The organism is Hymenobacter guriensis, assembly GCF_015773195.1.
GTDB classification, from domain to species: domain Bacteria; phylum Bacteroidota; class Bacteroidia; order Cytophagales; family Hymenobacteraceae; genus Hymenobacter; species Hymenobacter guriensis.
Window position 1 is genome coordinate 213,828 of sequence record NZ_JADWYK010000005.1, and the last position, 23,102, is coordinate 236,929.

Genomic DNA, 23,102 nt, shown 5'->3' on the forward strand with positions numbered 1-23,102 from the left:
GCCGAGGCATTCAGGTTTGTTGGCCCGCCACCTGCCCATCACCCGGCGCGGCCTGGCTCAGGCGCGTGGGGGTGGGGCCACCAGCCACTCGCAGCGGCGGCCCAGGTGGGCGGCAGCGCGGGCGGCGCTCAGCGTGCCCCGGCTGGCCCCGTCCCAGCACACCAGCACCAGCCCGACCCGGTGCACTATGGCCGCGTTGCGCACATGGGGTGCGGCAGGGCCGTGGGTGCGGTAGTCGGGGCGTAGCTCCACCACGGGCACCCCGTGGGCGCGGCACCAGGCGGCGGCCAGGGCATCCACGCCGGCCGCGCCACCACTTACTACCAGGCCCAGCTGTTGCCCGGCCCGCAGGGCTTCTAGGCGCGTCAGTAGGGCCGGGCAGTCCGTCATACCCCGGCTGCCTACCACTGCCACCGTCCACACAGTATGCCCCAGCAGGTCGGGGCTGCTTTCTGTATTATTCATATCCTAAGTTACAAAATAAAATGTATTGTAGTGCTAAAAATTTGTTCTACTTTGGTATAATGTTCTAGGAAGTTTTGCGTATATTTAAATAGAAGTTCGGGAGAGGCCCGGACGCTACGCGCCCGCCAAAGGCCACGGCAGCGCACCATACGGCTAACATCTACAGCCCATGTTCACCGCTTTGCAGTTTTCGCAGCTTCTGGCTGCTGCCTGGTCCGGCCCCGCCGCTTGCCACTTCGCCACCATCAGCCACTACGTAGCCCCGGAGGGCTACACCAAAACCCAGTACACCGCTTCCTTTCACATCGGCCAGGCCTGCCACATGGGGCAGTCGGAGTGCCCCTTCGCGGCGGTTACTGCTGCCGTTCAGGCCTTTGCCGCTGCCCAGCCTGCGCCCAGCCTGCTGGCGGCCATAGTTGTGGCCCATGCCGCGCAGGTGATGGCCGCTGCTGCCGGTACCCTGGCCGGGGTACCCGTGCGCCGCCCCGGCTTTTCCTACCGCTGCCAGCGCCACCGCTGCGCCCGTTTCCGCCGCCGCTTTTTTCCGGCCCGCTATGTATAGCGCCGCCGCCGTAGCGCCCGCCCCGGTAGGGGCGGGCAGCTACTCCCGCCGCCGCTGTTTCCATGAGCGGGAGCTACCCGTGTCGCTGTTCGGCGGGCTGCGTGAGATAGTAGCTGCCGTGGCCTATTACGTGCAGTGGGTATCCGCTGATGAATTCAGCTGGTCACGACAGAAGCAGCCCCATGTGCGCTTGCGCGGCGTGTACTGCCGGCGCACCGGCCGCCCGCTGTACGTTGGCCGCGCCCAGGAGCAGGCCCTGGCTGAGCAGCTGGAGGAAATCCTTTTCCGCGAAGGCACTCAAGCATGACGCCCGGCATCACTTCACAGGCGGGCCGCTGGTATGCGGCCTGCCTCTATGCCAGCGGCCCCGGTTGGGCCGTGGTGCGCGACGTGGCCCAGCCCGGTACCGTGCCCGGCGGCCCCGGTCACTACCAGCAGGAGCCCGCCCCCGGCCGCTACACCACCCAGGAGGCAGCCACCGCTGCTGCTGCCCGCTTCAACGCCCCGCGCCTGAGCCCGGCCGACTGCTACGGCCTGCTGCCTACGCCGGCCGACGACTACCACCCCCACCCGTGGGACCTGAAATAATCCAGCCACCGGCCCGCGCCACCCCGGCGAGGGCCTAACTACCCCGCACAATGCCTGCTACCGCTACTACCTACCAGCCCCAACTGCTCGACCCGCACAGTGCCAACCCACAGCCGGTCAGCCCCCGCAACGGCCGCAGCTTCAAGCTGGCCGAACTCTACGAACTACTCGATTGCCAGTTAGTGGACGTGGTGCGCCTCACCGATGAGCTGATTCTCATCATCGACGACGAAGGCAAATTCCGCACCCCCTGCTACCTGAACCTGCTGGCTACCTACCTCTGGTACCAGCACCAGCCCGAAGCCCGCGGCCAGGATAGTATCGTGGGCCGCGCCATCCTCTGCCACGACAAGCAGTTCCGCTAGCCCCCGCCCGCATTTGTGCAAGCGGCGCTTGCACGATTTCCAACCTCAATACGGCGAAGGGGCCGGCCGCCGACTGGCCCCACTCTTTACTCCCTCTTTATTATGGCAACCGCCACCAAAGCCCCCAAGATTCCGGCCGTTCAACTCCTGGCCACCAACACCCCCACCGCCGAAGCCGCGCCGGCTTACCTCATCGACAAAGTAGACGAGGCCACCGGCGAAGTGCAGCAGGTGCCGCGCTTCCGCTACCTGCCCGGCCACCCGCGCCAAATCCGCTTTGATGCCAAGGCCGGCCAGTTCAACATCAACGGCACCACGCCGCTAGGCCCCGCCCTCAGCTTCATTCCGCTGGCCTGGCGCGTATTCCAGGACGACATTCTGAACATGGGCCGCAAGCTTTGGGCCGAGTTGTTCTACGCCGACGACAAAGGCGCCATCTGCGCCGTGCTCTTCCACGGCTACAGCGTCGAAAACCTGTATCGGCTCATCGAGCCGCTGTTCTACGACGACCTTACCCTGGCCGACGTGGTAGTGAAAGTGCAGGCCAGCAAGAAGGAAACCACCAAGGACGGCAAGAAGGCCACCTACTACATCGCCGAGTTCAGCTACGAACCCGCCGACCCGCAGGAGGTGCAGGCCCGCCGCGAGTTTGCCCGCGACTTTCCCATCTGGCGCGAGGAAACCACCACCGGCACCGCCGACGTGCGCACCAGCCACGGCTACACCAACCCGAAGTCGGAACCCGCCCAGCTCGAAGCGGCCCTCACTGCCGCGCTGGCCCAGTAGTGCCCCGGCCCCCAACCCAATAGGGAAGGGGGCCACTTGGCCATTTCATTCCACTGCCCATGCAAACCTCTCTCGAAGTTCCGCAACTGGTCGTGCACCAGCCCGCCCGCGACGAAGTCGAAGCTGCCCAACTCGCCGCGTTGGCCCAGCTCATCGAAGCTGCCGAACCCTTACCCGACTTGCGCGACCTGGCCCCGGCCGTGCGCGAGCTGTTCCCGCTCCCGGCCTACGAAGTTGGTTGCGGCGGGGCCCACATCTGGCTCCACCGCGCCGGCGAAGAGCAGCGCCTCGCCCTCGTCTGGTAAGCACCCAGGCCATTCTAACTCCTAATTTCTAGCTACTTACTCCCCATGTTCCAAAACGTCCAAACCTTCCCCCAGCTGACCCAGGCCCAGCACCGTGCCTTGCTGCACGTCAGCAACACCGACCTCTCCAACCTCAAAGCTCAGGTGCTCGGCCAGCTGCGCAACCCCAGTCCCGCCGCCTTGGCCTACGGCACCGCCTTCCACGCGGCCACCCTGGAGCCCGCCACCTACGCCCGCACCGACGACAAATGCCCGTGGGAGCAGTTGGAGCAATTGGCCCGCCTCGTGCGCCGCAACCGCTACTGCCGCGACCTACTGTACCGGGGCCAGCCCGAGCTAACCCATACCGCCGTGCATACCGCCACCGGCGTCGAAGTAAAGGTGCGCCCCGACCTGCTGGTGCGCAGCCCCGCCGGCCGCCGCCTCACCCTCATCGACTTCAAAACCACCAGCTGCCGCGACCTGGCTCACTTCCTAACCACCATCGAGCAGTACGACTACGACCGCCAGGCCGCTTTCTACCTCGACGCCCTGCAGGCCGACCGCTTCCTCATCATCGGCGTGCAAAAGAAAGCACCTCATGCCCTCTGGACGGTGGAGGTAAGTGCCAACCTGGTTTTAATGCACCAAGGCCGTAAAAAGTATCAGGCTCTACTCCGCGAATATAGCCGCCGACAGTACAGCCACCAGGTTGCATAAAATCATATTTTCTGGTTTAGGAATCGAAGTCCTTGCAGTAATATTGTCGATATGAAAAATACCTCTACTTCACCGGATAAAGGTCGTGCTTTCGGTATCGTGTTATTGTGTCTGATAGCATGTGGGCTTGGTTTTCTATTCCTTATTAGCAATTCAAATGCAGGTGGTTCCCGCTACGATGATCCTATCTATGAGAAATTTAGTGCCCCCAAGACCGCAGCCGAACTACGCGCCGAGTTGTTGGAAAAGGAACAAACGAACCCCGCCGAATTCCTTGATGCTTCTGGCAAGCATTGGCGCAACCTGATTGATCAATTAGTCATCGAAGGTAACGTCGAAAGCAGTGCCACTTTGGCCTCATTCAAAGACCCGGTAGTTACTATTCAGTGGTTCTCCAAAACCGGCACGGTGATAGGGGAGGAGAGCTACCTGGTCTACGAGTTCGTGAAGCCCGGTGGCTCGGCTCACTTCAAGTTCAAGACCAGCGCCCCCAAGAGCGTAGCAGATATAGCCATCGACGTAACTGACGCTACTGCACTGCAATAAAGTAAATACCCCATTCTCAACAACGACGGCCCCGCCTGAAAAGGCGGGGCCGTTTACTTTATAGAGTAGCAGCTAAGCTAGACGGCCCATTTTGCCCGGTGCCAATCCAGAAACGCCGGGTCCGGAAGAAACCGCCGCCGCGCCGGCAGCCGCAGCGGCTGCCCATGGTACTGTCCCAGCATAACGCCCGCCGCCTGCGCGTCCGGCCGGTTACCCGCCCGCACCGTCGGTGCTACTTCAATCACATAGTCCTCGGGCCGAATCGTGAATAGCCCCAGCTCAAACGCCCGGTCGTGCAGGGGATTCAACGCCAGTCCGTTCCGCGGATTCAGCCGGTTGTCCACGTCCACCGCCCAGGGCCGGATGTGGCCTGCCACCAGCAGCGCCGGCTGCCGCAGCCCCGTTACGCAGCACGTATTGTCGTAGGCTGCCAGCACCGTGCGCCGGAAAAACTGCTGATTCACCCGCACCTGCACCAACTGTTCCCGGACTCGGCCTACCGGGACCGGCGGCAGCGGCTCATACTCCGCCGCCACTTCTTCCAGCGTCAGGTGCTGCACTTCGGCCAGCCGCTGCTCGCTTTCCAACGCCCGCCCCGCCCAGTCGGCATAGAACTCCGCCCACACCTGCCGGTCCAGGTGGCTGGCGTTGCTCATGCCCGCCCGGTCCAGGCTCGGGTCCAGACTGGCGAAGTTCACCAGCTTCAGCGCCACCGAGCTAGGCGTGCGCCCCAGCAGCCCCGCCAGCTGCATGATGGCCGGATTGCCCTTATGCAGCTGCCCGAACGGCAGCTTGCAGTACAGGTTGATGGCCAGCAGCAATTCATCCCGCGTCCAGAGGCGTTGCCCTTGTTTCATAGCAGCAGTGGATTCGCAATGAACTCGCAGTGATTAACAAGGCCAATAGCCTACTGAAACAACATCTTGCTTCTGGAAAGCCCCAACAGTTCAAACACGTTGGTCCAGTACTGGGTCATGGCGTTGTTTTGGGAGTTCTGCACGCCACTGGCCGGAAACAGCACCGTGAACTGGTCTACTTTGCTCAACGGGGAGGCACTGCCCAGCCCGTAGATACTCCGGATCTTGGGCACGTCGGCTCGCGCCATCTGCCGGAGTTGCGCGGCGTCGTTGGCCGGGTGCTGCTTATGGAAGTCACGCCGCCCCGCGCCGGGCATTGATTCCACCAGGTCACTAACGATGAATACTTGGCAGTTGTCACTGAGGCCAGCACTGCGGAAGAAGGTATCCATGGTTGCCAAGCTTCCCCACACATCCGACCACTGTACAATTTTGTCGCTAGCAGCCACGGTCAAGCTTTTGCGTAGAGCATCCTTCATCCTCCGTCTTTGCTGGCGTACTTGATTCTCAAAATCCGTATCTGCTTCGTCCTGGTCTAGTCCACCCATATCGGCATAATCTGCAGGGCGGCGGGCTTCGATTCTGAAAATCTGTGCGTTGGCTGTGGTTTTGCCGTGAATGAAGCCTATTCCTAGCTCATCCCCGTATCCTCCCATCTTGTTGATTTGCTCTACAATGCGCTCAAAAGCTTGATTTGCGTCGGATTGTATGCTGGCGGAACGGTCAATCAAAACCAATACCCGTTTCCTACCTGTTGTAACTTTTTGCTCAGCAGCGACAGTGGCAACGGGTGCCGCCAGACAAACTGATGCCAACAATAGCGCACCACAGCATAGGACCCAAAACGAGGACACAAATAGCTTATTCAATTTCGATGGTTTCTGCCTGTTCATTCTGGCGGTGGCGGGTGTAGTGTTTGGAAATCAGGCGGCGCAGTACCACGTACGGGCGCTTGCCGGTGCGCCGGGCATCCTCTTCCGGCGAGGCAGATACAGTGGCAGCGCTGCCTTCCAGCGAATGGGATTCGGCCACACGCCGGTCGGCATCGGTCACGGAGTAGCTCAACGTGCCTTGCAGCTCGTAAATCTCCCCGCGGGCCTTACCATCCCGGTATAGACTACGGTGGCGGGCCGCCTGGCAAAGTACCAGTTCCTGCCGGAGCACCAAATCCCGGGCCTGCAGCGCACCCAGACGCGTAGTCAGGGTCGGCAAGTCCGCCAACTCCTGGAAGGTGAACAGCAGCAGCAGCTGTTTCTGCTGCTCCTGAGCCAGCTGCGTTTCCAGCGCTGTCACCGCTTCCTCCAACGGCAAGCCGCTGCGAACTAGCTTCCGTAGTCGGTTCCGCAGCACAAACTGGCTGCGGTGCAGCTTGTTGATGGCCGGAAACGCAATGCCCAGGCACACGGCCCCGGCAATGGCAAACAGCATAGCCGCTAATATCAGGCTGATTTTCATTGGTAGACTTTCAGAAAGCAGGGCATTTAATTCCTGCTTTCTTACTTCAAGTCCAGTGATTTCTTTCTGCAAAGTCGAGGAGTCTTGCTGCCTATCATCCGCCAAATCCTTTTCCTGCTGTTTGCCGTTGATTTCCTTTGAAATAGAATTAGTCTGAGCCTTAATCGATGTGGCTTGGCTTCGGAAATAACCCATGACACCGAGCATGATAAGCGCCGCCACGGCGAAACCTACTAGCACCCGATGATTGAGTTTAACATCTTCCGCTTTCTCGTAAGGTTTCTCCAGAATTCGATCAATAGCCGGCTTGATGAGAAAGGCCACAAAGGCCAAACCCACCGAAAATAGCCACGGCTCCACCGTACCTCGCATGTTCAGACTGCTATGCGTGATGTCGTGCATCACGGCAATATCGGCCATGATGAACACGAAGCCCGCCAGCAGATACAGGATGGCCGGGGGCCAGGCATAGGGTGGCTTTAAGCCTTGCTTGGTTTCGTCGATAGCCGTCTGACTGGCCCGGTTTTCCTGCCATTTGTCCTCGGCCCGGCGCAATTGCAGCTGCAGGTTTTGCTGGCGTGCTTCCGCCTCCAGCCGGGCCTGCGTCAGCCGCAGCCGCTCGCTGGTTACGGTAACTTTCGTCTCGCGCAGCTCCTGGATTTCGGTTTCCACCAGATACAGCTGGTGACGGATGAAGCGCAGCTTCTCCGATTCCTCCGCAAACGTCTCGAAGTCTTGTGCCTCAATGCGTAGCAGCCCATTGGTGAAGCCATGGTCGTAGGCCCGAAAGGAATACGACTGGTTGTCACTAGGTGCCGAATTAGGAGCCGGCGTATGGGCTGGTAAAACGGTTACCGCCGTTGTCTCACTTGCCGGGGTAGGGGTTTGCTCGCTGCCAGTGGTAGCGGTAGTTTCTTGCTCTGCCATCTAAATCGTAAATCAGGGATACGGGCGCTGTGCCGGCCCGGGATACTTAATTGGCCTGCTCAGGGCGTACGCTCAGAACTTCCTCCAGCGTCAGCACGCCCCGGGCTTCATTGGCCAGAACGTACTCACTGCGGAACAGCTCCTGCTTGGTCAGACACTGCAGGCGCAGCTGCTCGGCGTCGGGCAATAGGTCCCGCTTCTCCTCTAATAAACGCGCTACATCGGTGCGCTCTTTCAGTACCCGCTCATCTTCCACCTGCAGCTTGGTAAGCTCCGCCAGCCGGCGCTTGCGCCATTTACGCTGCCGGAAGTTGTTGCCCACCGCCCGCAGGCTGGTCGTGACCCGCACGATGTTGTTGAGGAATCCTTTGCCCGTGAACAGAAAAGCGAAAAACAGGAACAGGTACATGGCCACGCCTTGGGCCGGCGTGTGGTCGGGCCAGCCCCAGACCACGGCCAGCAGGGCCGTCACGGCCGGCACGCCCACTTCCTCTAGCATCACCTTCCACTTCTCCGGTGGCCGTGCCGCTTCAGTTCCGGTTGTGGCCTCACTGGGTTCAGTACCCGCTACGGGGCGGTTACCAGCGTACAGGAAAGAGCCGCGCTGGAATAAACTCAGCATTCCAAATCCATACACCCCGGCTACAATCAGCCCAGTATGCCGGGGCCAATAAGGTTTCAACCAGTCGTATAGTAGAAAATACACGAGCGTGATTACGCCCCCGTACAGCACCATTCCTACGGTAGCTCGCAGAAAGTCATGTGCCGCCAGCGTCAGGCGCGTGTGCAGTTCTTGCCACTCCTGCCGCCGCTCCTTCATGAGGTTTTGCTGCTGACTCAGTACCTGCTGCGCCGTTTCCAGCCGCTCACCGGCCAGCCGGCACTCCTGTTCGGCTTCCCGGATTTGCCGGGCGTAATAGTGCTCGATAACGGCAAGCTTAGCGGCCATATCGCCACCACTCATGCCAAAGAGTACACCTTCATCCCGCAGCAGTCCATCGTTTTCAATCCAGCGCTGCTCATCAGGGCCGTTGAGGACTTTGTCGCCTTTGATCGATTCTGAAATTGGAGCGGCCACCGCTGGCAGCGCGGCCACAAGTTCAGCTGGAGCAGCCGCTACGCCGGTGTTTTCAGTCAGCGCTTCACCAGTGTCATGCTGACGACGACCCCAGAAGGGTAGTTTTATTCTCATATAGCAAAAAATATATTTTTAGAGCTGACTGATCAGTCGAAAACAATAGTCGCTGCTTGTCCATGCCAATGCCCCGCAAGATAATAAGCTGTTGCATTTTCAGAATATAAAACTTGTAGATATCGTCCGCAAATCGTCCAGTTACTCCTTGGCCCTGTTCACTCTACCCGTTCTGCCATGATACCCGAAATCACCCTCACCTTCACCGACGACCAAAAAGCCCAGCTCGAGCAGACCATTCAGCAGGAAATAGCGCACCAGGTGGCCACCATCCTTTCCCGCCTGCCCCTGCCCGAGGTGATGTTCTCCTTCCCGCAGGCCGCCAAGCTGCTGCAGCTACACGCCGGAACCGTGCGCGCCTACACCCAGCTTCCTGCCAGTCATCCCCGCCGCCTGCGCTATATCGATTGCACCGGCAGCTCCCGCGGCCAGCGCATTACGGCGGCCGAACTGCTGGACTGGCAGCGGCGCAACCACGCCGATACCCTGCAGGAGTCCTTTTTTATGAAAGTAGCCGAGCGCCGCGCCCGAGCGGCTAGTCGCAAGCAGCGAGGCAGTGTTTTGTAATTCCGGCCTTCACGCGGCAGTCCAACTGATACAGTGCAAAGCTCCGCCTTGCCGGGCCACGTCTTCAACTCTGACCCCAACTATACGGCGCGCAGCAAACGCGGCCTCATACGTGCGCATGGCGGCCTCGTCTTCGCGCTGGCCAAACAACGGGACCAGAACCAGGTCCGGCAGCTGCAGCGCATTTACATACTCCCCCGACGCATCAGTATAAGTCCGGTTACCATAGGGGTTGTAGGGAAGGGCAATACTGCTCAGACCGGCCTGCGCTAAAGTTCTTCGAAACAGGTCCGTAAACGCCGGCTTCTCATTACGATAAGCGCTAACCAGTACCGTCTGGTCATCCACAGGCTGCAGCATGCCATCGGCGTGCCCCGTGAAATCGTCCGGATGTGCCGGAATAATTACCAGCCTTTCTGCTTGTAATTCCTCTTGCAAACGCTTCCGTATTTCCCCGGCCGCTACCCCCGGATTCTCGCTGTATACCCGGTCCGTCAGTACAGCGGTGCTACCCACAAACACCACGTTTCCGCCATCCACTACCAAGTGAGACTGACGCGCTCTGATCCCCAGAGTGCTGCATAACGGTCTAGCAGCGGTAATGGTAAGCCGCTCCCGTTGAGTGCGCAGGTACGATGGAGCATAGCGAAACTGCACCCAACCACCGCCCGGTACTGGAACCGGCATAAAATCACGAACCCAGACGTCACGCGTGCCTGCTAAGTAGTTAACTTGGTAATCGGCCGCTTGTAAAGCTGCTGCCAGCTCGGAGTGTGCTTGGGGAAAAGCCCCTGGCAGTGTATCGGCCACGAATACCGTTCTCATGCCAGCCACGCGGGCTTATAGCCTAACAGGTGGGCAACTTCATTGCCACCTACTTGGCCGGTTTCCAGCAGCTCTACAACCAGAGCCTCTTTGCCTCGTAGTGTACGCACGTAGCCAGCATCAGCTAGAAAGCGGTAAGGGCGTTGGCGGAAGTCCGTAGCCAGCGGGTCCTCTTTCTCTACCAGCCCCTGCCGAGTTGTGCGCCAAACGGGCATGTCAACTCGAGAGTCAGCCATACCCAACCACCAGCCGGAGCCGCTGCTTAGGGCTCCGCCCAAGGCAGTTACTAATTCGCGCAACACCAGCTGAATACCTGATATGCAGCCTTCTCCATCCAGCTGCCGTAGGCCGCGCAGCAGTATTCCCCCTTCGGCCCCGCTTGCCCGGTCCCCACACGTTAGGTCGAGTCCACCGGCCAGGTTATAGAACCAAGTGCCCGTGTGCTCCTGTTCCGGACCACCGTGCACATACGGGTCATTGTGATGCGGCGCGCGACGGTAGTAGAACTCAATATCGGTCAGCTGATACTGCTGCCTTCCAGCATGCAGTACAAACCGATTAAGCAGCAGATAAGCCAGTGCGTCAATAATCTTTGGGATGTAGCGTCCTTCAGCTACGTGTAGCTGCAAAAACAGCTGAAGTAGCAGTGCATTGGCATTCTCTTCCCGCAACGTTTTAGCTACCAGCCATTCCGCGTACAGCTGTATATAGGGCACTCCTTCTGCGGCTAAGCGGTCAGCATTCTGCCACAGCTCCAGCAAGGAACACTTGTGCAGATCCTGCAACGGCCATCCCCACCGGGTGGCGGCCATCCAGACAAACGTGAAATCGTCCCAAGTCTGCGCGCTGCCCAGCCAGTGTTCGTCCCAGTAGTAATACAAGTAGCGGGGCATAGGGGGGAGTTGCGACAATGTGTCTTTGGCTGAGGCACCGACTACCCGGCTATCCTCTAGAAAATGGCGGTATTGTTCAGGGGTATCCATGCTTAAATTCAATTTTTACGAAGGCAAGAACTGCAATGAATCAGGTATTCGCAATGCTTTTGCATTCTTTTTAATACAATATAGGTCTTGTTGATTATAAAATAAATACAATAATTATAATTGCTATAATAGCAACTGCAGAAACCAAAAAAGGCCAGCCTCATCAGGAGACTGGCCTTTTTTATTCCGGTAGGCAGGTTAAATGTCCACTTGTTGTTCCCGCTCGATAATCTGCGGTGGAGAAGCCTCTGCGCTCTGCGCCATATCGGGCTGCTGCACAATCGGCGGTGTGGCCATCGCTTCGCCAAACAGCGGGTTACCCGGCAGCGGCAGCCCGCCATTGCCATTCGGAATCTGGTTGAAAATCACCAACTCTTCGCCCGGTGTGCTTTGGGCCAGATGGTCGAGCAGCACTTCCTGCCCGCTGTTGGCGTGCAACGCCTGCGTGAGCAGCGTGTAAGTACTCACGTCCACGTTGTAGAGCTGATTCAGCTCGTTCATCTGCGTAGCCGCGTCTTCGGCGGCTCCGATAGCATCTGCCAGCTTCTGCGTATAGCGCCGGGCCTTGGCATCGGCGGAGGCCCGCAACCGGATTGCCCGCTTCATCCGGGTGCGAAATTGTCGTTGGTAGGGGGTGAGAGTTGCCATATACTGGAAGTGAGAATATGAGAGATGAGAAGGGAGACAAAAACGGTGAGTTGTAAGAGGAAGAATTCTGTCCACAGCTTACACCGGAACGAAAGTCTTACCTCTCACTTCCCACCGTCTCAGGTCTACAATTAACCGATAGCCACCACGCTCAGCGCGTTGTAGGCGTTGGAGTTTAGCGGATAGAACTTGCCGTTCAGCTGCTGGAAAAAGTCCACGCCCACGGCCACAATCAACGACTCATCAGCCGCGGCAGCGCGCACCAGCTGCAGCGCCTCGGCCGGACGTACCGCGTTGCTCAGCGGCAGTTCCACCGTGCTGGCTTCGGCGCTGGCCACCGCACCCGTCTCGAAATTGATGCTGCCCACGGCCGCCGTAATGCGGTAGTGGGTAGCACCCTGCGGAGCGGCCACGTCGCGCGACGGGTTCAACTCGCCCAGATTCACCGTGTGCGTACCCGTAGCCCGGTCCAGCGTGGCCTCTACGCCGCCGTAGTACGTGCCCGAGAAGGACGAGCCCGCGTTGAAGTCGAAGCCCAGCAGCGCCGGCAGATTCTCCGGCAGAATCTGGCGCCCGCCACGGTCAGAATCCTCGTCCAGGTTGAGGATTTCCTTCATTTTCTGGGCCAGGCGCGACACCATCAGACGGTCAGAAGCCAGCACCACCACGCGACGCAAAGCATCGCGCACCAGCTTACCGGCCTTGGCTGCCGTGCCGAACTCGCTGGCATTCTCCCGCACGCGCTGCATGGAGGCAGAGGAGTTGAATTGGCTCTTGTTCGAGCCCTGTTTTTGGCGCACCGTGCCGTCCTTCGCAAAAACGACGCCGCCTACGGTGCCACTGATTTGGATTACGCCGCTCTGACGTGCCATAGTGGTAGGGGTAAAAGGTGAAAAAAATATATGGCTGCTTTCATTACCGACTCCTACCAGGTGCAGCCCCCCCAGTAACGCCGCGTGATTTGTTTTTGAAGCCTTACCCCAGTGAGTTTGTTGTCTCTGCAGTGGAAAGCAGTAGAATTATCAGCTATAACTTTCTCAAATATCACTCAAATATTTATCAAAATGCAATAATTAACTTACTAAAGTAGAATAAAGACGATAAAATACTTGCATTAACCTCAGGCCATCTGCCTACTACCAAGCATCAGTATAGCTCTGGCATAGCTAGAGTATGGCTTAGGTATGGCTTCAGTATGCTGCAGGTATGAAGTCGGGCTTACGCCCCCAATTACGCCCCCAGAATTTGCGGTGGTTTCGCCCGCTGTTTCAGGAGCGCCCCGCTGATACTCCCAAAAAGAGAAGTCACCTCGCCCCTAAAAACAGAACCGGCCCGCTTGGCGGGCCGGTTATTCATCGTAGAATGGTGGATTCAAGCCGCCGGCTCCACCACGCAAACTGTGCTGGATACCTCTACCTCGCTGCTCTTTCCTTCCCACACGCGCCGCATTACTTGGTGTTGGAAATCCTCTACAATCTTGGCATAGACCATCGTTGTTTGAATCTTGGCGTGGCCTAGTATTTTCTGCAGCACTTCCACTGGCATGCCGCGCATTAGGCTTTGAGTGGCAAACGTGTGACGGGCCGTGTGCATAGTCACCAACTTCCATTTAGCCACTGAGGACTTCACCAGCTCACTCTGTCGTAATTCTACCGTTTCTACCTGCTCCACCAAACCAGCCAGCTGCGCAATGCGCTTCAGGTTCCGATTCATTACCTGGTTCGTCATCCCTGGTAGCAGCCTAACCCGAGTGCCAGCGTATTTATCCAATAATTCCGCTGCCGGCGCGGTCAGGTAGATACTGACTCCAGTGCGGGTCTTTGTTTGAGTAAGCCGTAGAATTCGGCTGCCCTGCCATTCGTGCACATTGGCTCCGGTCAAACTACGCATATCTGAGTACCGCAGTCCAGTATAGCAGCAGAATAAAAAGGCATCTCGAGTGGGTACTAGCCCCGATGGCAGCATCGCACGCTCCAATTTAATGAGGTCAGAGGAGGCCAAGCATAGCTTGTCTACGTCAACCCAATCCGCCTTGATGGCAGTTAACTCAATACCCAATATGAACCCGCGCTCATCACGGGCGTAGCGCAGAAATGCTTTAAGCCGTCGTACAATCTTGGCTACAGTATTAGGCGCCATTTTCAATCGTACCCGCAGGTAAGAGAGAAATAGATCATGTATGGCCACATCGTACTGACCAAGCGTAAGGGGTTTACGGCGGCTAGCTTCAAAGTTCTGCAGATGCTTCGATACCGAGCGCACCACCAGTAGTGTGGGGCCCCGGTAGCCTCGCGCTTCCAGCGCGTCAGTATACTCCGTGTAAATTGGCAGCATCGTTACCGGCTCTGGGGCCGGCTCAGCCGGCAGGAGCGAGGCCTTCAACAGCTCTGGAGTCACACTTTTACCCTCCGTCAGTAGCTTCCGGTAAGTTGACTGCAACCGCTCCGTAATGGAGTCCAGATAATCGTTAGCATCCTGGTACCCGCCAAGCGAACGGCGGAACCGCTCTTTTTCCGGATTCCATTCGGATGGTAGGCATTTCTCCCGCGTGGCGAAGCGGGGCCGTTGCCCCTCGTAGTAAGCGCGCAGGTAAACAGTGCAGCGGCCCGCAGCGTCGGGCCGGTCAGTACGAAGTTCAAACCGAAACGTCATGGGAGATGGGGGTGTATGTGGGGGTGCGTTTGGGGGCGCATTTCCGCATATACAGGGTCCAAATCCTGATCCATCCCAAAGCAAAAATCCCCTAAAACCGCTTCTGTTACCAGATTTGCGACTCTAGGGGATTCTTTGCAACAAATAGTTGCGGTCCGGACGGGACTCGAACCCGCGACCTCCGCCGTGACAGGGCGGCATTCTAACCGACTGAACTACCGAACCAAGGTAGACCGCACTGTGAAAAGCCAGCTGCTTTCCGGTGAAGTGGTGCAAAAGTAGAAGACGGAAGCGCACGACGCAACTGTTGGGCCGTAAAAACGGCAAAATACTTTCCGGCGGCGGCGGTAGCGGCTGTTTATCAGGGAGAAAATTTTCTCTGAAAAACGATAGGGCCGGGCCGTGCGCCGTAAGCACGGCTTCACTTACCTTTGCTTTCTTCTCTCACCCCGCAACTTCTCTCGCATCCTGCCGTGGCAATGCTCCTCGATTTTGAACAACCAATTGCCGCTCTCGAAGGCAAGCTCCGTGAAATGCAACAGCTGGCCCTCGACAGCCAGGTGGACGTCTCAGAAGCCGTAGCGGCCCTCGAAGCCAAGATCAAAGCCCTCAAAAAGGAAACCTACCAGAACCTCACCCGCTGGCAGCGCGTGCAGCTCTCGCGCCATCCCGAGCGGCCCTACACCCTCGACTACATTGAGGGCATGACCGACAAATTCATTGAGCTGCACGGCGACCGAACCGTGGCCGATGACCAGGCCATGGTAGGTGGCTTTGCTGAGATGGGAGGGCGCTCCGTCATGATTGTCGGGCAGCAGAAGGGTCGTAATACCAAGCAGCGCCAGCTTCGCCGCTTTGGTATGCCCAACCCCGAGGGCTACCGCAAAGCCCTGCGCCTGATGAAGCTGGCTGAGAAGTTTGGCAAACCCATCATCACGCTCATTGATACGCCCGGTGCCTTTCCGGGCCTGGAGGCCGAGGAGCGGGGGCAGGGCGAGGCCATTGCCCGCAACCTCAAGGAAATGTTCCTGCTCAAGGTGCCGGTTATCTGCATCATCATCGGCGAAGGCGCTTCAGGCGGAGCCCTGGGCATTGCTATCGGCGACCGGGTGTTGATGCTGGAAAATACCTGGTACTCGGTGATTTCGCCGGAGTCGTGCAGCAGCATCCTGTGGCGCAGTTGGGACTACAAAGAGCAGGCGGCCGAAGCCCTCAAGCTCACGGCCAACGACATGCTCAAGGCCGGCCTGGTGGATGGCATCGTGAAGGAGCCCCTTGGCGGCGCCCACACCGACACCGCCACCATGATCAAAACCCTGAAGAAAACTATCCTTAAAACGCTCGACGAACTGGAAGCCGTGCCCGCCGAAGAGCGCATCAGTCAGCGCATCGACAAGTTCTCGGCCATGGGCGTGGTGGTAGGATAAGGTTGAGTTTGAATAAAGAATTGAAAAGGGGGAAGGAAGAAACAGGCCAACGTCAATTCTTCATTCCCTCTTTTTCATTACCAATGACTTATGCACGTTCATACCCTCGATACCGGGCTGTTTAAGCTGGATGGCGGCGCCATGTTTGGCGTGGTGCCCAAAAGCATGTGGCAGAAGCTCAACCCTGCCGACCAGAACAATATGTGTACCTGGGCCATGCGCTGTCTGCTGATTGAGGACGCTGGCCGGCTGGTGCTGGTCGATAATGGCATCGGCGACAAGCAGGACGAGAAGTTCCGCAGCCATTTTTACTTACATGGCGACGACACGTTGGAAAAGTCTCTGCGCAAGCTCGGCTTCACGTCCTCCGATATCACCGACGTATTTCTGACCCATTTGCACTTCGACCACTGCGGGGGCTCAGTAGTACGCCAGGCCGACGGCAAGCTGGACCTGGCTTTCCCCAATGCCACGTACTGGAACAACCAGGCCCACTGGGACTGGGCCGTGACGCCTAACCCGCGCGAGAAAGCCAGCTTTCTGCGCGAAAACATCTTCCCCATTCAGGAAAGCGGCCACCTGCGCTTTGTCGATGCTGCCGCTGGGGTACCGGCCGAGCTGCCCATGTTCCGGGAAATCATTTTCGCCGATGGGCATACCGAGAAGATGATGGTGCCGGTGCTGGAGTACAAAGGCCGCACGCTGGCGTTCATGGCTGATCTGCTGCCCAGCACAGGGCACATTCCGCTGCCCTACGTGATGAGCTACGACATGCGCCCTCTGCAAACCCTGGCCGAAAAGGAGCAGGTGCTGCGCCGCGCCGCCGACGAAAACTGGGTGCTGCTGCTGGAACACGACCCCGCCGCCGCCTGCTGCACCGTGCAGCACACGGAAAAAGGCGTACGCTTGGCCGAAACGTTTGCTCTGACGGAGCTGTAGAATATGCAGGTGATTTAGCTGTCATTGCGAGGCGAAGCCGAAGCAATCCGTCCTGGACAACACGAGACACATTCTTCTCCCACAACGCCCTTGACGTTTGCGCAGGCGTCAGGGGTGTTGTCACACCTTGGGGCTTGTTGCATTGCTCAGGACGTGTCATTGCGAGGCGAAGCCGAAGCAATGACACGTCGTAATTAGCACTTCAGCACATTTTCCACGCTAGCGAATCGCAGCACATTAACCACCTCACCACATGCTAGGACTGGCACTTTCCGGGGGTGGGGCGCGGGGAATTGCGCACCTGGGCGTGCTGGCCGCGCTGGATGAGCTGCAAGTGCCCATTGGGGCGCTGGCGGGGGTGTCGTCGGGGGGCATTGCGGCGGTGTTTTACGCGGCAGGCTTTCCACCCCGGGACATTCTGCGGCTGCTGCAGGACGTCAACCTCACCCGCCTCACGCGCATTGCCCTGAGCCGCTACGGACTGCTGCACATGGCGGCCATAGGTACGCTGTTTGAGCAGCATCTGGGCGCCAATGCCACGTTCGAGCAGCTGCGCCTGCCCGTCACGCTACTGGCTACCGACCTGGTGGAAGGTACGTCGGTGTGGTTTAGCAGCGGGCCGCTGGTGCCGCCACTCATGGCCACCTCGGCGGTGCCCATTCTGTACCGGCCGGTGGAGTACCAGGGCCGCCAGCTGGTGGATGGGGGGCTGCTCAATAACCTGCCCGTAGAGCCGTTGCTGGCCCGGCCCGAGCTGCGCTTGGTAGGCGTACACTGCAATCCGCCCAACCGCGCGGCCCAGGTTACGTCCCTGCCCAGCCTGATTGAGCGCACCCTGAACCTGGCCATCGGCGGCAACACCGTGCTTAGCAAGCAGCAGTGCCGGCTGCTCCTGGAGCCCCCGGAGCTGGCGCAGTTTCGGGCCCTGAGCTACCGCCGCGCCTCCGAGCTGTTCGACATTGGCTACCGCTACACGCTCAGCCGGGCCCGCGACCTGGACCAGCTGCTAAGCTGAGGGCCGTCGGTTGGGCGCTTCCGGTACATTTCTCTAGCTTTGATTCGCCGTAGCATTTTCACCCCGCTACCGGCTCATTTCCCGCATGGCGCGCAAGACTTCTACTTTCTGGTATCTGTTTTCGAAGTTCTGGTTCTGGATAACCGGCTGGCACCTGGGGCCGCAGGTTCCGCCCGACATCAAGAAAAGCATGATGATTGCCGCTCCGCACACCAGCAACTGGGACTTTATGTTTTCCCGCGCCGCTTTCTTCCTGATGGACGTGGACGTGAAGCTCACCATCAAGAAGGAGTGGACCACTATTCCGGTGCTGGGCGCACTGGTGCGCAGCCTGGGCGGATTGGCGGTGGACCGTAGCCGCAACAACAGTCTCGTAGACGGAATGATTCAGCTGTTCCAGGAGCGCGACGAGTTGGTGATTCTCATCACGCCCGAAGGCACCCGCAAGTACCAGCCTAAGTGGCGCAAGGGCTTTTACCACGCGGCCATGGGAGCCGGGGTGCCCATCCTGCTCGGCTACCTTGACTACAGCAAGAAGGAAGCTGGCGTAGGCCCCGCGTTCTGGCCCACCGGCGACTACGAAAAGGACCTGGAGGAAATCAAAGCCTTCTACCGCACCAAGCAGGGACGCTTTCCGGAGCAGGGCGTGCGGTAAGGACGTTTGACTGGCTTTCTGATTGATGCGGATCAATTGTAGAGACGCATATTTGCGTCTCCTCGTTGAACATATAGCATAATCGGGGAGACGCAAGTATGCGTCTCTACACCGACCAAAACTTTACTTAGCACTTCAAATTCTTTGTGGCATAAAGTAGGAAGCAGCGCGCAACTCCGCAAGAATCGGGTTGAGGGCGCGGGAGTAGGGCAGTAGCTTTATTTTTCCTTAAGCCCCTACACTATGTCTGCTTCTGCTTCCATCTCCGATTATCAGCGCATTACCCGGGCCATTCAATTCCTGGAAGAAAACTTTCGGCGCCAGCCCAGCCTCGACGAAGTAGCCGAGGCCGTGCACCTGAGTCCGTTTCACTTTCAGCGGCTATTCAGCGAGTGGGCCGGCATCAGCCCCAAACGCTTCGTGCAGTACCTCACCGCCGATTTTCTGAAAACCCGCCTGGCTCAGGCCACCTCGTTGTCTGAAGCCACCGAGGAAGCCGGCCTGTCGGCCTCCTCGCGCCTGCACGACCTGTTCGTGACCCTGGAGGCCGTTACTCCGCACGAGTTTCGCACGGGCGGCGCGGGCGTGCGCATCGGCTACGGGGTGCACGCTACCCCTTTCGGGCCGGCCTTGCTGGCGGCTACGGGCCGGGGCGTGTGTGGCCTGCACCTGCTGGGCGCTGAAGCAACTGATGCCGAAAACGCCTTGCAGGAATTGCGGAAAAACTGGCCCCAGGCCCGCTTCGAGCCCGATGAGGAGATGACGGCCCCACTGGTGGAGCGGGCGTTTGCGCCCGTGGCCGGTCAGCCGCTGCACCTGCTCGTGCGCGGCACCAATTTCCAGGTGAAGGTGTGGGAGGCACTATTGCGGGTGCCCGGCGGGCAGGTCGTCAGCTACCAGCACGTGGCCCAAGCCGTTGGCCAGCCTAAAGCATTGCAGGCCGTGGGCTCGGCCGTAGGTGCCAACCCCGTGGCCGTACTTATTCCCTGCCACCGCGTTATTCGGAAAGAGGGCGCGCTGGGCCAGTACCGCTGGGGCAGCGTCACGAAAAAAGCCCTGATTGGCTGGGAAATGGCGCAGGCTGAAAAACAAACGGCCCAAGTTGCGTAGCTTACCCGTCGTTCTACCCGCTACCGCGCCGCTCCATGCCCGAAAAACTGCAAACCGTACTCTGGATTCTGGTCGCGCTGGTCGTGTTTGTATGGCGCATGATTCAGAAAGCCCGCGCCACCACGGCCCGGGAGCAGCAGGAGCGGCGCTACTCCCGGCCCGATAGCACAGGCAAGCCCCGCCCCGTGACGTCCAGCCCCTCGGCGAAGTCCTTTGAAGACCTGTTGCAGCAGATGATGGCCGAAAATACCGGCCAAGCAAAAGGCCCGGTTACTACGCCGGCTGGTCGGGCCCTGCCCCAGGAAGCTGCCCGCCCCACCCGGTCCCTGGAAGCGGCTACTGAGCCGGCACGCAGCCAGGAAAAGCCCGCGAAGATGCGGGAACCGCGCAGCTTGGAAGCGCCGGCCACGGTTGCCCGCCGGGCCTCTGCCCAGCCCCGCGCCGCCGTGCAGCACGGTCAGGAAGACTACTGGAGCCGTCAGCAAGCCCAGCAAGCGCCCCCAGCGTCCTTTGCCGAGCAGCTTCGCAACCCCACCGATGTACGCCGCGCCTTCATCCTGGGCGAGATTCTGCAGCGCCGGTTCTGAGGGGTGAGTACCGTGTTGTTGCGAGTACGAACGACGAAGCAATCGGTCCTGGGCAACGTAGATGAGCCCTACTATGTGAAAAGCCCCTGACGTGTGCACACGCTAGGGGCTTTTTGTTTGAAGAATATGTTGGCAATGTCTAAGGCTGTCGTTCCTTCTTCCTGGCCAACTTCGCTCACTCCTGCGTCAGGGCGTAGGTGACGAGGTTGGCGCCCATTTTCAGCGCGGCTTCGTGCGTGGCGGGCGTGTCTTCGGGGTAGGTGCCCAAGTCTTCCCAGCCGTTGCCCAGGTCGCACTCATAGGAGTAGAAGCACACCAGCCGGCCTTTGTAGAGCAGGCCGAAACCCTGGGGCCGCTTGCCGTCGTGCTCGTGCACTTTGGGCAGGCCGCGCGGAAACGGGTATTTCTGGTGGTAGATGGGGTGGGAGAAGGGCAACTCCACGAATTCCAGCTCAGGAAACACCTTTTTCATTTCGGGCCGGATAAACTTGTCGAGCCCGTAGTTGTCGTCGATGTGCAGGAAGCCGCCGCCAATGAGGTAGCGGCGCAGGTTGCGGGCTTCCACGTCGGTGAAGGCCACGTTGCCGTGCCCGGTCATGTGCACAAAAGGGTAGGTAAGCAGCTCCGGCGAGTCGAGCTCCACGGTGGCCTCATCGGGGGCTATGTTGGTTTTCAGCGTCTGGTTGCAGAATCGGATGAGGTTGGGCAGGCTGGTTTTGTTGGCGTACCAGTCGCCCCCGCCGCCGTAGTGCAGCTTGGCAATGCGGAAGCTGGGCGCTACAGGCGCGGCCGCCGTGAGCGACAACAGCAGCGGAAATAGCAAAAAAAGCAGATTCTTGAGCATAGGGGCGTTTAATTCAATCAGTAACAGACTCCCGCAAACTACAAAGTTCACGCTATACTAATTCCCGCGCTACGTGCACGGTGTGCACGGCGGCCAGCGCGGCGGTTTCGGTGCGCAGGCGCGAGTTGCCCAAGGTTACAGGCCGGATGCCCCGGGCAAAAGCCGCATCAATTTCCTGGGGGGTAAAGTCGCCTTCCGGGCCAATGAGGATGCGGCAGCCGGAGCCGGCTGCCGCCACGCGGGCTAGGGGAGTCCGTTCCCCTTCGTCGAGGTGGGCAATGAAGGTGGTGGCGGGTTCCACAGTAGGCAGAAAGCGGCCGAAATCCGTTAACTCGGAAAGCTGCGGCAGCCAGGCCTGCCCGCTCTGCTTAAGGGCGCTGATGGCAATTTTCTCCAGGCGCTCCAGCTTCAGCTCCCGCCGCTCGGAACGGGCGCAGCGCAGAAATGTGAGGGTATCCACGCCGATTTCCGTGGCTTTTTCCACCAGCCACTCCATCCGGTCGAGGTTTTTGGTGGGTGCCACGGCTACGTGCACCTGGTAGGGGCGGCGCGGCACCTGCTCTTCCCGGGTGATGCGCAGGCGGCAGCGCTTGGCATCGGCCATGTCTACTTCGGCCTGAAACACGCCCCCGCGCCCGTTTACCAGCACTACCGCATCGCCGGGCGCCAAGCGCAGCACCCGGACGGCGTGCTTGCTTTCATCCTCGGGTAGGGTATAGGTGGGCAGGGCGAGGTCGGGGGCGAAAAAAGTGTGTGGCATACGGCAAAGCTACGGCGAATTGATGGGCCTGAATTGCGCCCGCGGGTGCATATTGCCACTATAACCTGCTCATACCAACCCGGGCGCTCATGAACCTGAATCAGCTGACCGTTCCTTCCCGCAATCTGCCCGTTGCCGTGGCGTTTTATCAGCGCCTAGGCTTGCACCTGATTGTGGATGCTCAGCCGCGCTACGCCCGCTTTGAATGCCCCGAGGGTGATGCTACGTTTTCCCTGCACCACGCAGAAGAATTGCCCGTCGGTAGCGGCATCTGGATATATTTTGAATGTGCCGATCTGGATGAGCGGGTGTGCCAGCTGCAGGCTGCCGGCTTAATGTTCGATGAGTTGCCCACCGACCAGCCGTGGCTGTGGCGCGAGGCCCGTTTGACAGACCCAGATGGCCACCAGCTGATTTTGTATCACGCCGGCAAGAACCGCAAAAATCCGCCCTGGCGGGTAACGGGCGCCGGTAATTAAAATACAAAGCCTCCTGGCACAGCTTGTGCCAGGAGGCTTTTCACAGCAAGGCTTACATCCACAGCTTAGCCCAGCGTGTCGTTCAGCAGTCGTGCCAGCCGGATACCGGCCTGCTGGATGCGTACCTTCATCAGCTCGGAGTGGGCCGGAAAGTATTTGTAGTCGATGTCGGTGCCGGTGGGGGCTTCCTTGTAAATCTGCTCACTGGCCTGGTACGACTCCCAGAACCACTGCTCCACCGTGGCCTTTTCCCATACCTGGGTGAGGGCACGAGGCAGCTTGCAGTCATAGGCCTGACCCATTTCAGTGTAAGTCAGGCCTTGGTAGTCAATCAGGCCGCTGTCCCAGAGGCTGTGCAGGTTGGTGTCCTTGCCCCGGAATTTCAGCTTGATGTCGTTGCCGCCTTTGTCCTCAGCGTGGCCCGCGTGCAGGGGCTGGTGGGCGTCGCCTACGAGGTGCACAATGAACTTGAGCGCCACAGCTTGCTCGGCCGGCGTTTTGGCCGGGTCTTTCACTTCCTTGAGCTTGGCCAGCAGCACATTGTAAGCGTTGGCCTGCTGTTGTCCGCGCAGCTCCGTCAGGTACTGCTCCTGGTTGAGGCCCGAAGCCGTGTTGACGTAGTGCCAGGGCCCGGTTTCCTTGAAATCGGGATAGTAGCGGATTTCGTCGGGGTAGGTGCTCACCAACGTCAGGGTTTCCGTGCCCAGCAGGCGCTGCACGGCCTGGCGGGTTTTAGAGGTGAGGTGGCGCTCGGCAATGCGGCCTACGGCGCGGTGCCCATCCACGCCCCAGGCGTGGGAGGCGACAGGAGCCAGCAGCGCGAAGGCCAGTGGTAGAAAACGGTTCAACATGAAAAAAGACCAA

29 protein-coding genes and 1 tRNA gene are annotated in these 23,102 nt (G+C 59.3%); 16 read left to right on the top strand and 14 right to left on the bottom strand.

What is annotated here, in order from left to right; genetic code table 11:
- Positions 1 to 57: 57 nt before the first annotated feature.
- Positions 58 to 465, bottom strand: a complete 408-nt coding sequence (locus I5L79_RS10635; protein WP_196955027.1) for an SLOG family protein — start codon at positions 463 to 465, stop codon at positions 58 to 60.
- Positions 466 to 634: 169 nt separating this feature from the next.
- Here I5L79_RS10635 and I5L79_RS10640 point away from each other — a divergent pair, with 169 nt between their 5' ends.
- From I5L79_RS10640 to I5L79_RS10675, 8 genes are all read left to right on the top strand, one after another.
- Complete coding sequence (locus I5L79_RS10640; RefSeq protein ID WP_196955028.1) at positions 635 to 1,027, top strand: hypothetical protein; 393 nt, start codon at positions 635 to 637, stop codon at positions 1,025 to 1,027.
- Positions 1,020 to 1,334, top strand: coding sequence for a hypothetical protein (locus tag I5L79_RS10645; protein WP_196955029.1), 315 nt, complete (start codon positions 1,020 to 1,022; stop codon positions 1,332 to 1,334). The genes I5L79_RS10640 and I5L79_RS10645 overlap by 8 nt, the downstream gene beginning before the upstream one ends.
- Positions 1,331 to 1,615: a hypothetical protein gene (locus I5L79_RS10650; RefSeq protein ID WP_196955030.1), complete on the top strand. Its 285-nt coding sequence runs from the start codon at positions 1,331 to 1,333 to the stop codon at positions 1,613 to 1,615. Before I5L79_RS10645 ends, I5L79_RS10650 begins: the two co-directional genes overlap by 4 nt.
- Positions 1,616 to 1,665: 50 nt before the next feature.
- Positions 1,666 to 1,980 carry a DUF3846 domain-containing protein gene (locus tag I5L79_RS10655; RefSeq protein WP_196955031.1) on the top strand — a complete coding sequence of 105 codons (315 nt, stop codon included), beginning with the start codon at positions 1,666 to 1,668 and terminating at the stop codon, positions 1,978 to 1,980.
- A 102-nt stretch (positions 1,981 to 2,082) separates the two neighbouring features.
- On the top strand, positions 2,083 to 2,766 hold the full coding sequence (locus I5L79_RS10660) for a hypothetical protein (protein WP_196955032.1): 684 nt from the start codon (positions 2,083 to 2,085) through the stop codon (positions 2,764 to 2,766).
- A gap of 59 nt (positions 2,767 to 2,825) precedes the next feature.
- Entirely contained in the window at positions 2,826 to 3,071 is a 246-nt protein-coding gene (locus I5L79_RS10665) for a hypothetical protein (protein ID WP_196955033.1), read from the top strand.
- Positions 3,072 to 3,116: 45 nt separating this feature from the next.
- On the top strand, positions 3,117 to 3,770 hold the full coding sequence (locus I5L79_RS10670) for a PD-(D/E)XK nuclease-like domain-containing protein (protein WP_196955034.1): 654 nt from the start codon (positions 3,117 to 3,119) through the stop codon (positions 3,768 to 3,770).
- A 51-nt stretch (positions 3,771 to 3,821) separates the two neighbouring features.
- Entirely contained in the window at positions 3,822 to 4,316 is a 495-nt protein-coding gene (locus tag I5L79_RS10675) for a hypothetical protein (protein WP_196955035.1), read from the top strand.
- Positions 4,317 to 4,393: 77 nt separating this feature from the next.
- On the opposite strand, the gene I5L79_RS10680 is transcribed toward I5L79_RS10675, so the two are convergent.
- From I5L79_RS10680 to I5L79_RS10695, 4 genes are read right to left on the bottom strand one after another with little or no spacing between them, the layout of a single operon-like run.
- Complete coding sequence (locus I5L79_RS10680) at positions 4,394 to 5,173, bottom strand: HNH endonuclease (protein ID WP_196955036.1); 780 nt, start codon at positions 5,171 to 5,173, stop codon at positions 4,394 to 4,396.
- Positions 5,174 to 5,223: 50 nt separating this feature from the next.
- Positions 5,224 to 6,042 carry a hypothetical protein gene (locus I5L79_RS10685; RefSeq protein ID WP_231403040.1) on the bottom strand — a complete coding sequence of 273 codons (819 nt, stop codon included), beginning with the start codon at positions 6,040 to 6,042 and terminating at the stop codon, positions 5,224 to 5,226.
- Positions 6,035 to 7,555: a hypothetical protein gene (locus I5L79_RS10690; protein ID WP_196955038.1), complete on the bottom strand. Its 1,521-nt coding sequence runs from the start codon at positions 7,553 to 7,555 to the stop codon at positions 6,035 to 6,037. Before I5L79_RS10690 ends, I5L79_RS10685 begins: the two co-directional genes overlap by 8 nt.
- Before the next feature lie 46 nt (positions 7,556 to 7,601).
- Entirely contained in the window at positions 7,602 to 8,747 is a 1,146-nt protein-coding gene (locus tag I5L79_RS10695) for a hypothetical protein (RefSeq protein WP_196955039.1), read from the bottom strand.
- A 177-nt stretch (positions 8,748 to 8,924) separates the two neighbouring features.
- Here I5L79_RS10695 and I5L79_RS10700 point away from each other — a divergent pair, with 177 nt between their 5' ends.
- A complete protein-coding gene (locus tag I5L79_RS10700; RefSeq protein ID WP_196955040.1) occupies positions 8,925 to 9,314 on the top strand; it encodes a hypothetical protein in 390 nt (129 codons plus the stop codon).
- A gap of 9 nt (positions 9,315 to 9,323) precedes the next feature.
- Here the strand turns inward: I5L79_RS10700 and I5L79_RS10705 are convergent, their stop codons facing one another.
- The 6 genes from I5L79_RS10705 to I5L79_RS10730 all read right to left on the bottom strand — a co-directional run bounded on the left by I5L79_RS10705 (position 9,324) and on the right by I5L79_RS10730 (position 14,647).
- Positions 9,324 to 10,139, bottom strand: coding sequence for an agmatine deiminase family protein (locus tag I5L79_RS10705; RefSeq protein WP_196955041.1), 816 nt, complete (start codon positions 10,137 to 10,139; stop codon positions 9,324 to 9,326).
- Positions 10,136 to 11,032: a hypothetical protein gene (locus I5L79_RS10710; RefSeq protein ID WP_196955042.1), complete on the bottom strand. Its 897-nt coding sequence runs from the start codon at positions 11,030 to 11,032 to the stop codon at positions 10,136 to 10,138. Before I5L79_RS10710 ends, I5L79_RS10705 begins: the two co-directional genes overlap by 4 nt.
- A 288-nt stretch (positions 11,033 to 11,320) precedes the next feature.
- On the bottom strand, positions 11,321 to 11,770 hold the full coding sequence (locus I5L79_RS10715; protein WP_196955043.1) for a hypothetical protein: 450 nt from the start codon (positions 11,768 to 11,770) through the stop codon (positions 11,321 to 11,323).
- A 131-nt stretch (positions 11,771 to 11,901) separates the two neighbouring features.
- Positions 11,902 to 12,642 carry a hypothetical protein gene (locus I5L79_RS10720; protein ID WP_073282589.1) on the bottom strand — a complete coding sequence of 247 codons (741 nt, stop codon included), beginning with the start codon at positions 12,640 to 12,642 and terminating at the stop codon, positions 11,902 to 11,904.
- Positions 12,643 to 13,141: 499 nt separating this feature from the next.
- Complete coding sequence (locus I5L79_RS10725; RefSeq protein WP_196955044.1) at positions 13,142 to 14,422, bottom strand: site-specific integrase; 1,281 nt, start codon at positions 14,420 to 14,422, stop codon at positions 13,142 to 13,144.
- Positions 14,423 to 14,573: 151 nt separating this feature from the next.
- A tRNA-Asp gene (locus I5L79_RS10730) sits at positions 14,574 to 14,647 on the bottom strand.
- Between the two features lie 254 nt (positions 14,648 to 14,901).
- On the opposite strand from I5L79_RS10730, the gene I5L79_RS10735 reads away from it, so the two are divergent.
- From I5L79_RS10735 to I5L79_RS10760, 6 genes are all read left to right on the top strand, one after another.
- Complete coding sequence (locus I5L79_RS10735) at positions 14,902 to 15,849, top strand: acetyl-CoA carboxylase carboxyltransferase subunit alpha (protein ID WP_196955045.1); 948 nt, start codon at positions 14,902 to 14,904, stop codon at positions 15,847 to 15,849.
- Between the two features lie 90 nt (positions 15,850 to 15,939).
- Positions 15,940 to 16,788: an MBL fold metallo-hydrolase gene (locus I5L79_RS10740; protein WP_196955046.1), complete on the top strand. Its 849-nt coding sequence runs from the start codon at positions 15,940 to 15,942 to the stop codon at positions 16,786 to 16,788.
- A gap of 253 nt (positions 16,789 to 17,041) precedes the next feature.
- On the top strand, positions 17,042 to 17,803 hold the full coding sequence (locus I5L79_RS10745) for a patatin-like phospholipase family protein (protein WP_196955047.1): 762 nt from the start codon (positions 17,042 to 17,044) through the stop codon (positions 17,801 to 17,803).
- A gap of 85 nt (positions 17,804 to 17,888) precedes the next feature.
- On the top strand, positions 17,889 to 18,458 hold the full coding sequence (locus I5L79_RS10750) for a 1-acyl-sn-glycerol-3-phosphate acyltransferase (protein ID WP_196955048.1): 570 nt from the start codon (positions 17,889 to 17,891) through the stop codon (positions 18,456 to 18,458).
- A gap of 243 nt (positions 18,459 to 18,701) precedes the next feature.
- Positions 18,702 to 19,568, top strand: coding sequence for a bifunctional transcriptional activator/DNA repair enzyme AdaA (locus tag I5L79_RS10755; protein WP_196955049.1), 867 nt, complete (start codon positions 18,702 to 18,704; stop codon positions 19,566 to 19,568).
- A gap of 35 nt (positions 19,569 to 19,603) precedes the next feature.
- Positions 19,604 to 20,155, top strand: a complete 552-nt coding sequence (locus tag I5L79_RS10760) for a hypothetical protein (protein ID WP_196955050.1) — start codon at positions 19,604 to 19,606, stop codon at positions 20,153 to 20,155.
- A gap of 175 nt (positions 20,156 to 20,330) precedes the next feature.
- Here I5L79_RS10760 and I5L79_RS10765 read toward each other — a convergent pair whose 3' ends face one another.
- Complete coding sequence (locus I5L79_RS10765; protein WP_196955051.1) at positions 20,331 to 20,999, bottom strand: DUF4159 domain-containing protein; 669 nt, start codon at positions 20,997 to 20,999, stop codon at positions 20,331 to 20,333.
- Between the two features lie 52 nt (positions 21,000 to 21,051).
- On the bottom strand, positions 21,052 to 21,759 hold the full coding sequence (locus tag I5L79_RS10770; protein ID WP_196955052.1) for a 16S rRNA (uracil(1498)-N(3))-methyltransferase: 708 nt from the start codon (positions 21,757 to 21,759) through the stop codon (positions 21,052 to 21,054).
- A gap of 89 nt (positions 21,760 to 21,848) precedes the next feature.
- Here I5L79_RS10770 and I5L79_RS10775 point away from each other — a divergent pair, with 89 nt between their 5' ends.
- Complete coding sequence (locus I5L79_RS10775) at positions 21,849 to 22,238, top strand: VOC family protein (RefSeq protein ID WP_196955053.1); 390 nt, start codon at positions 21,849 to 21,851, stop codon at positions 22,236 to 22,238.
- A 65-nt stretch (positions 22,239 to 22,303) separates the two neighbouring features.
- On the opposite strand, the gene I5L79_RS10780 is transcribed toward I5L79_RS10775, so the two are convergent.
- Positions 22,304 to 23,089 carry a S1/P1 nuclease gene (locus I5L79_RS10780; protein WP_196955054.1) on the bottom strand — a complete coding sequence of 262 codons (786 nt, stop codon included), beginning with the start codon at positions 23,087 to 23,089 and terminating at the stop codon, positions 22,304 to 22,306.
- Between the last annotated feature and the right edge of the window lie 13 nt (positions 23,090 to 23,102).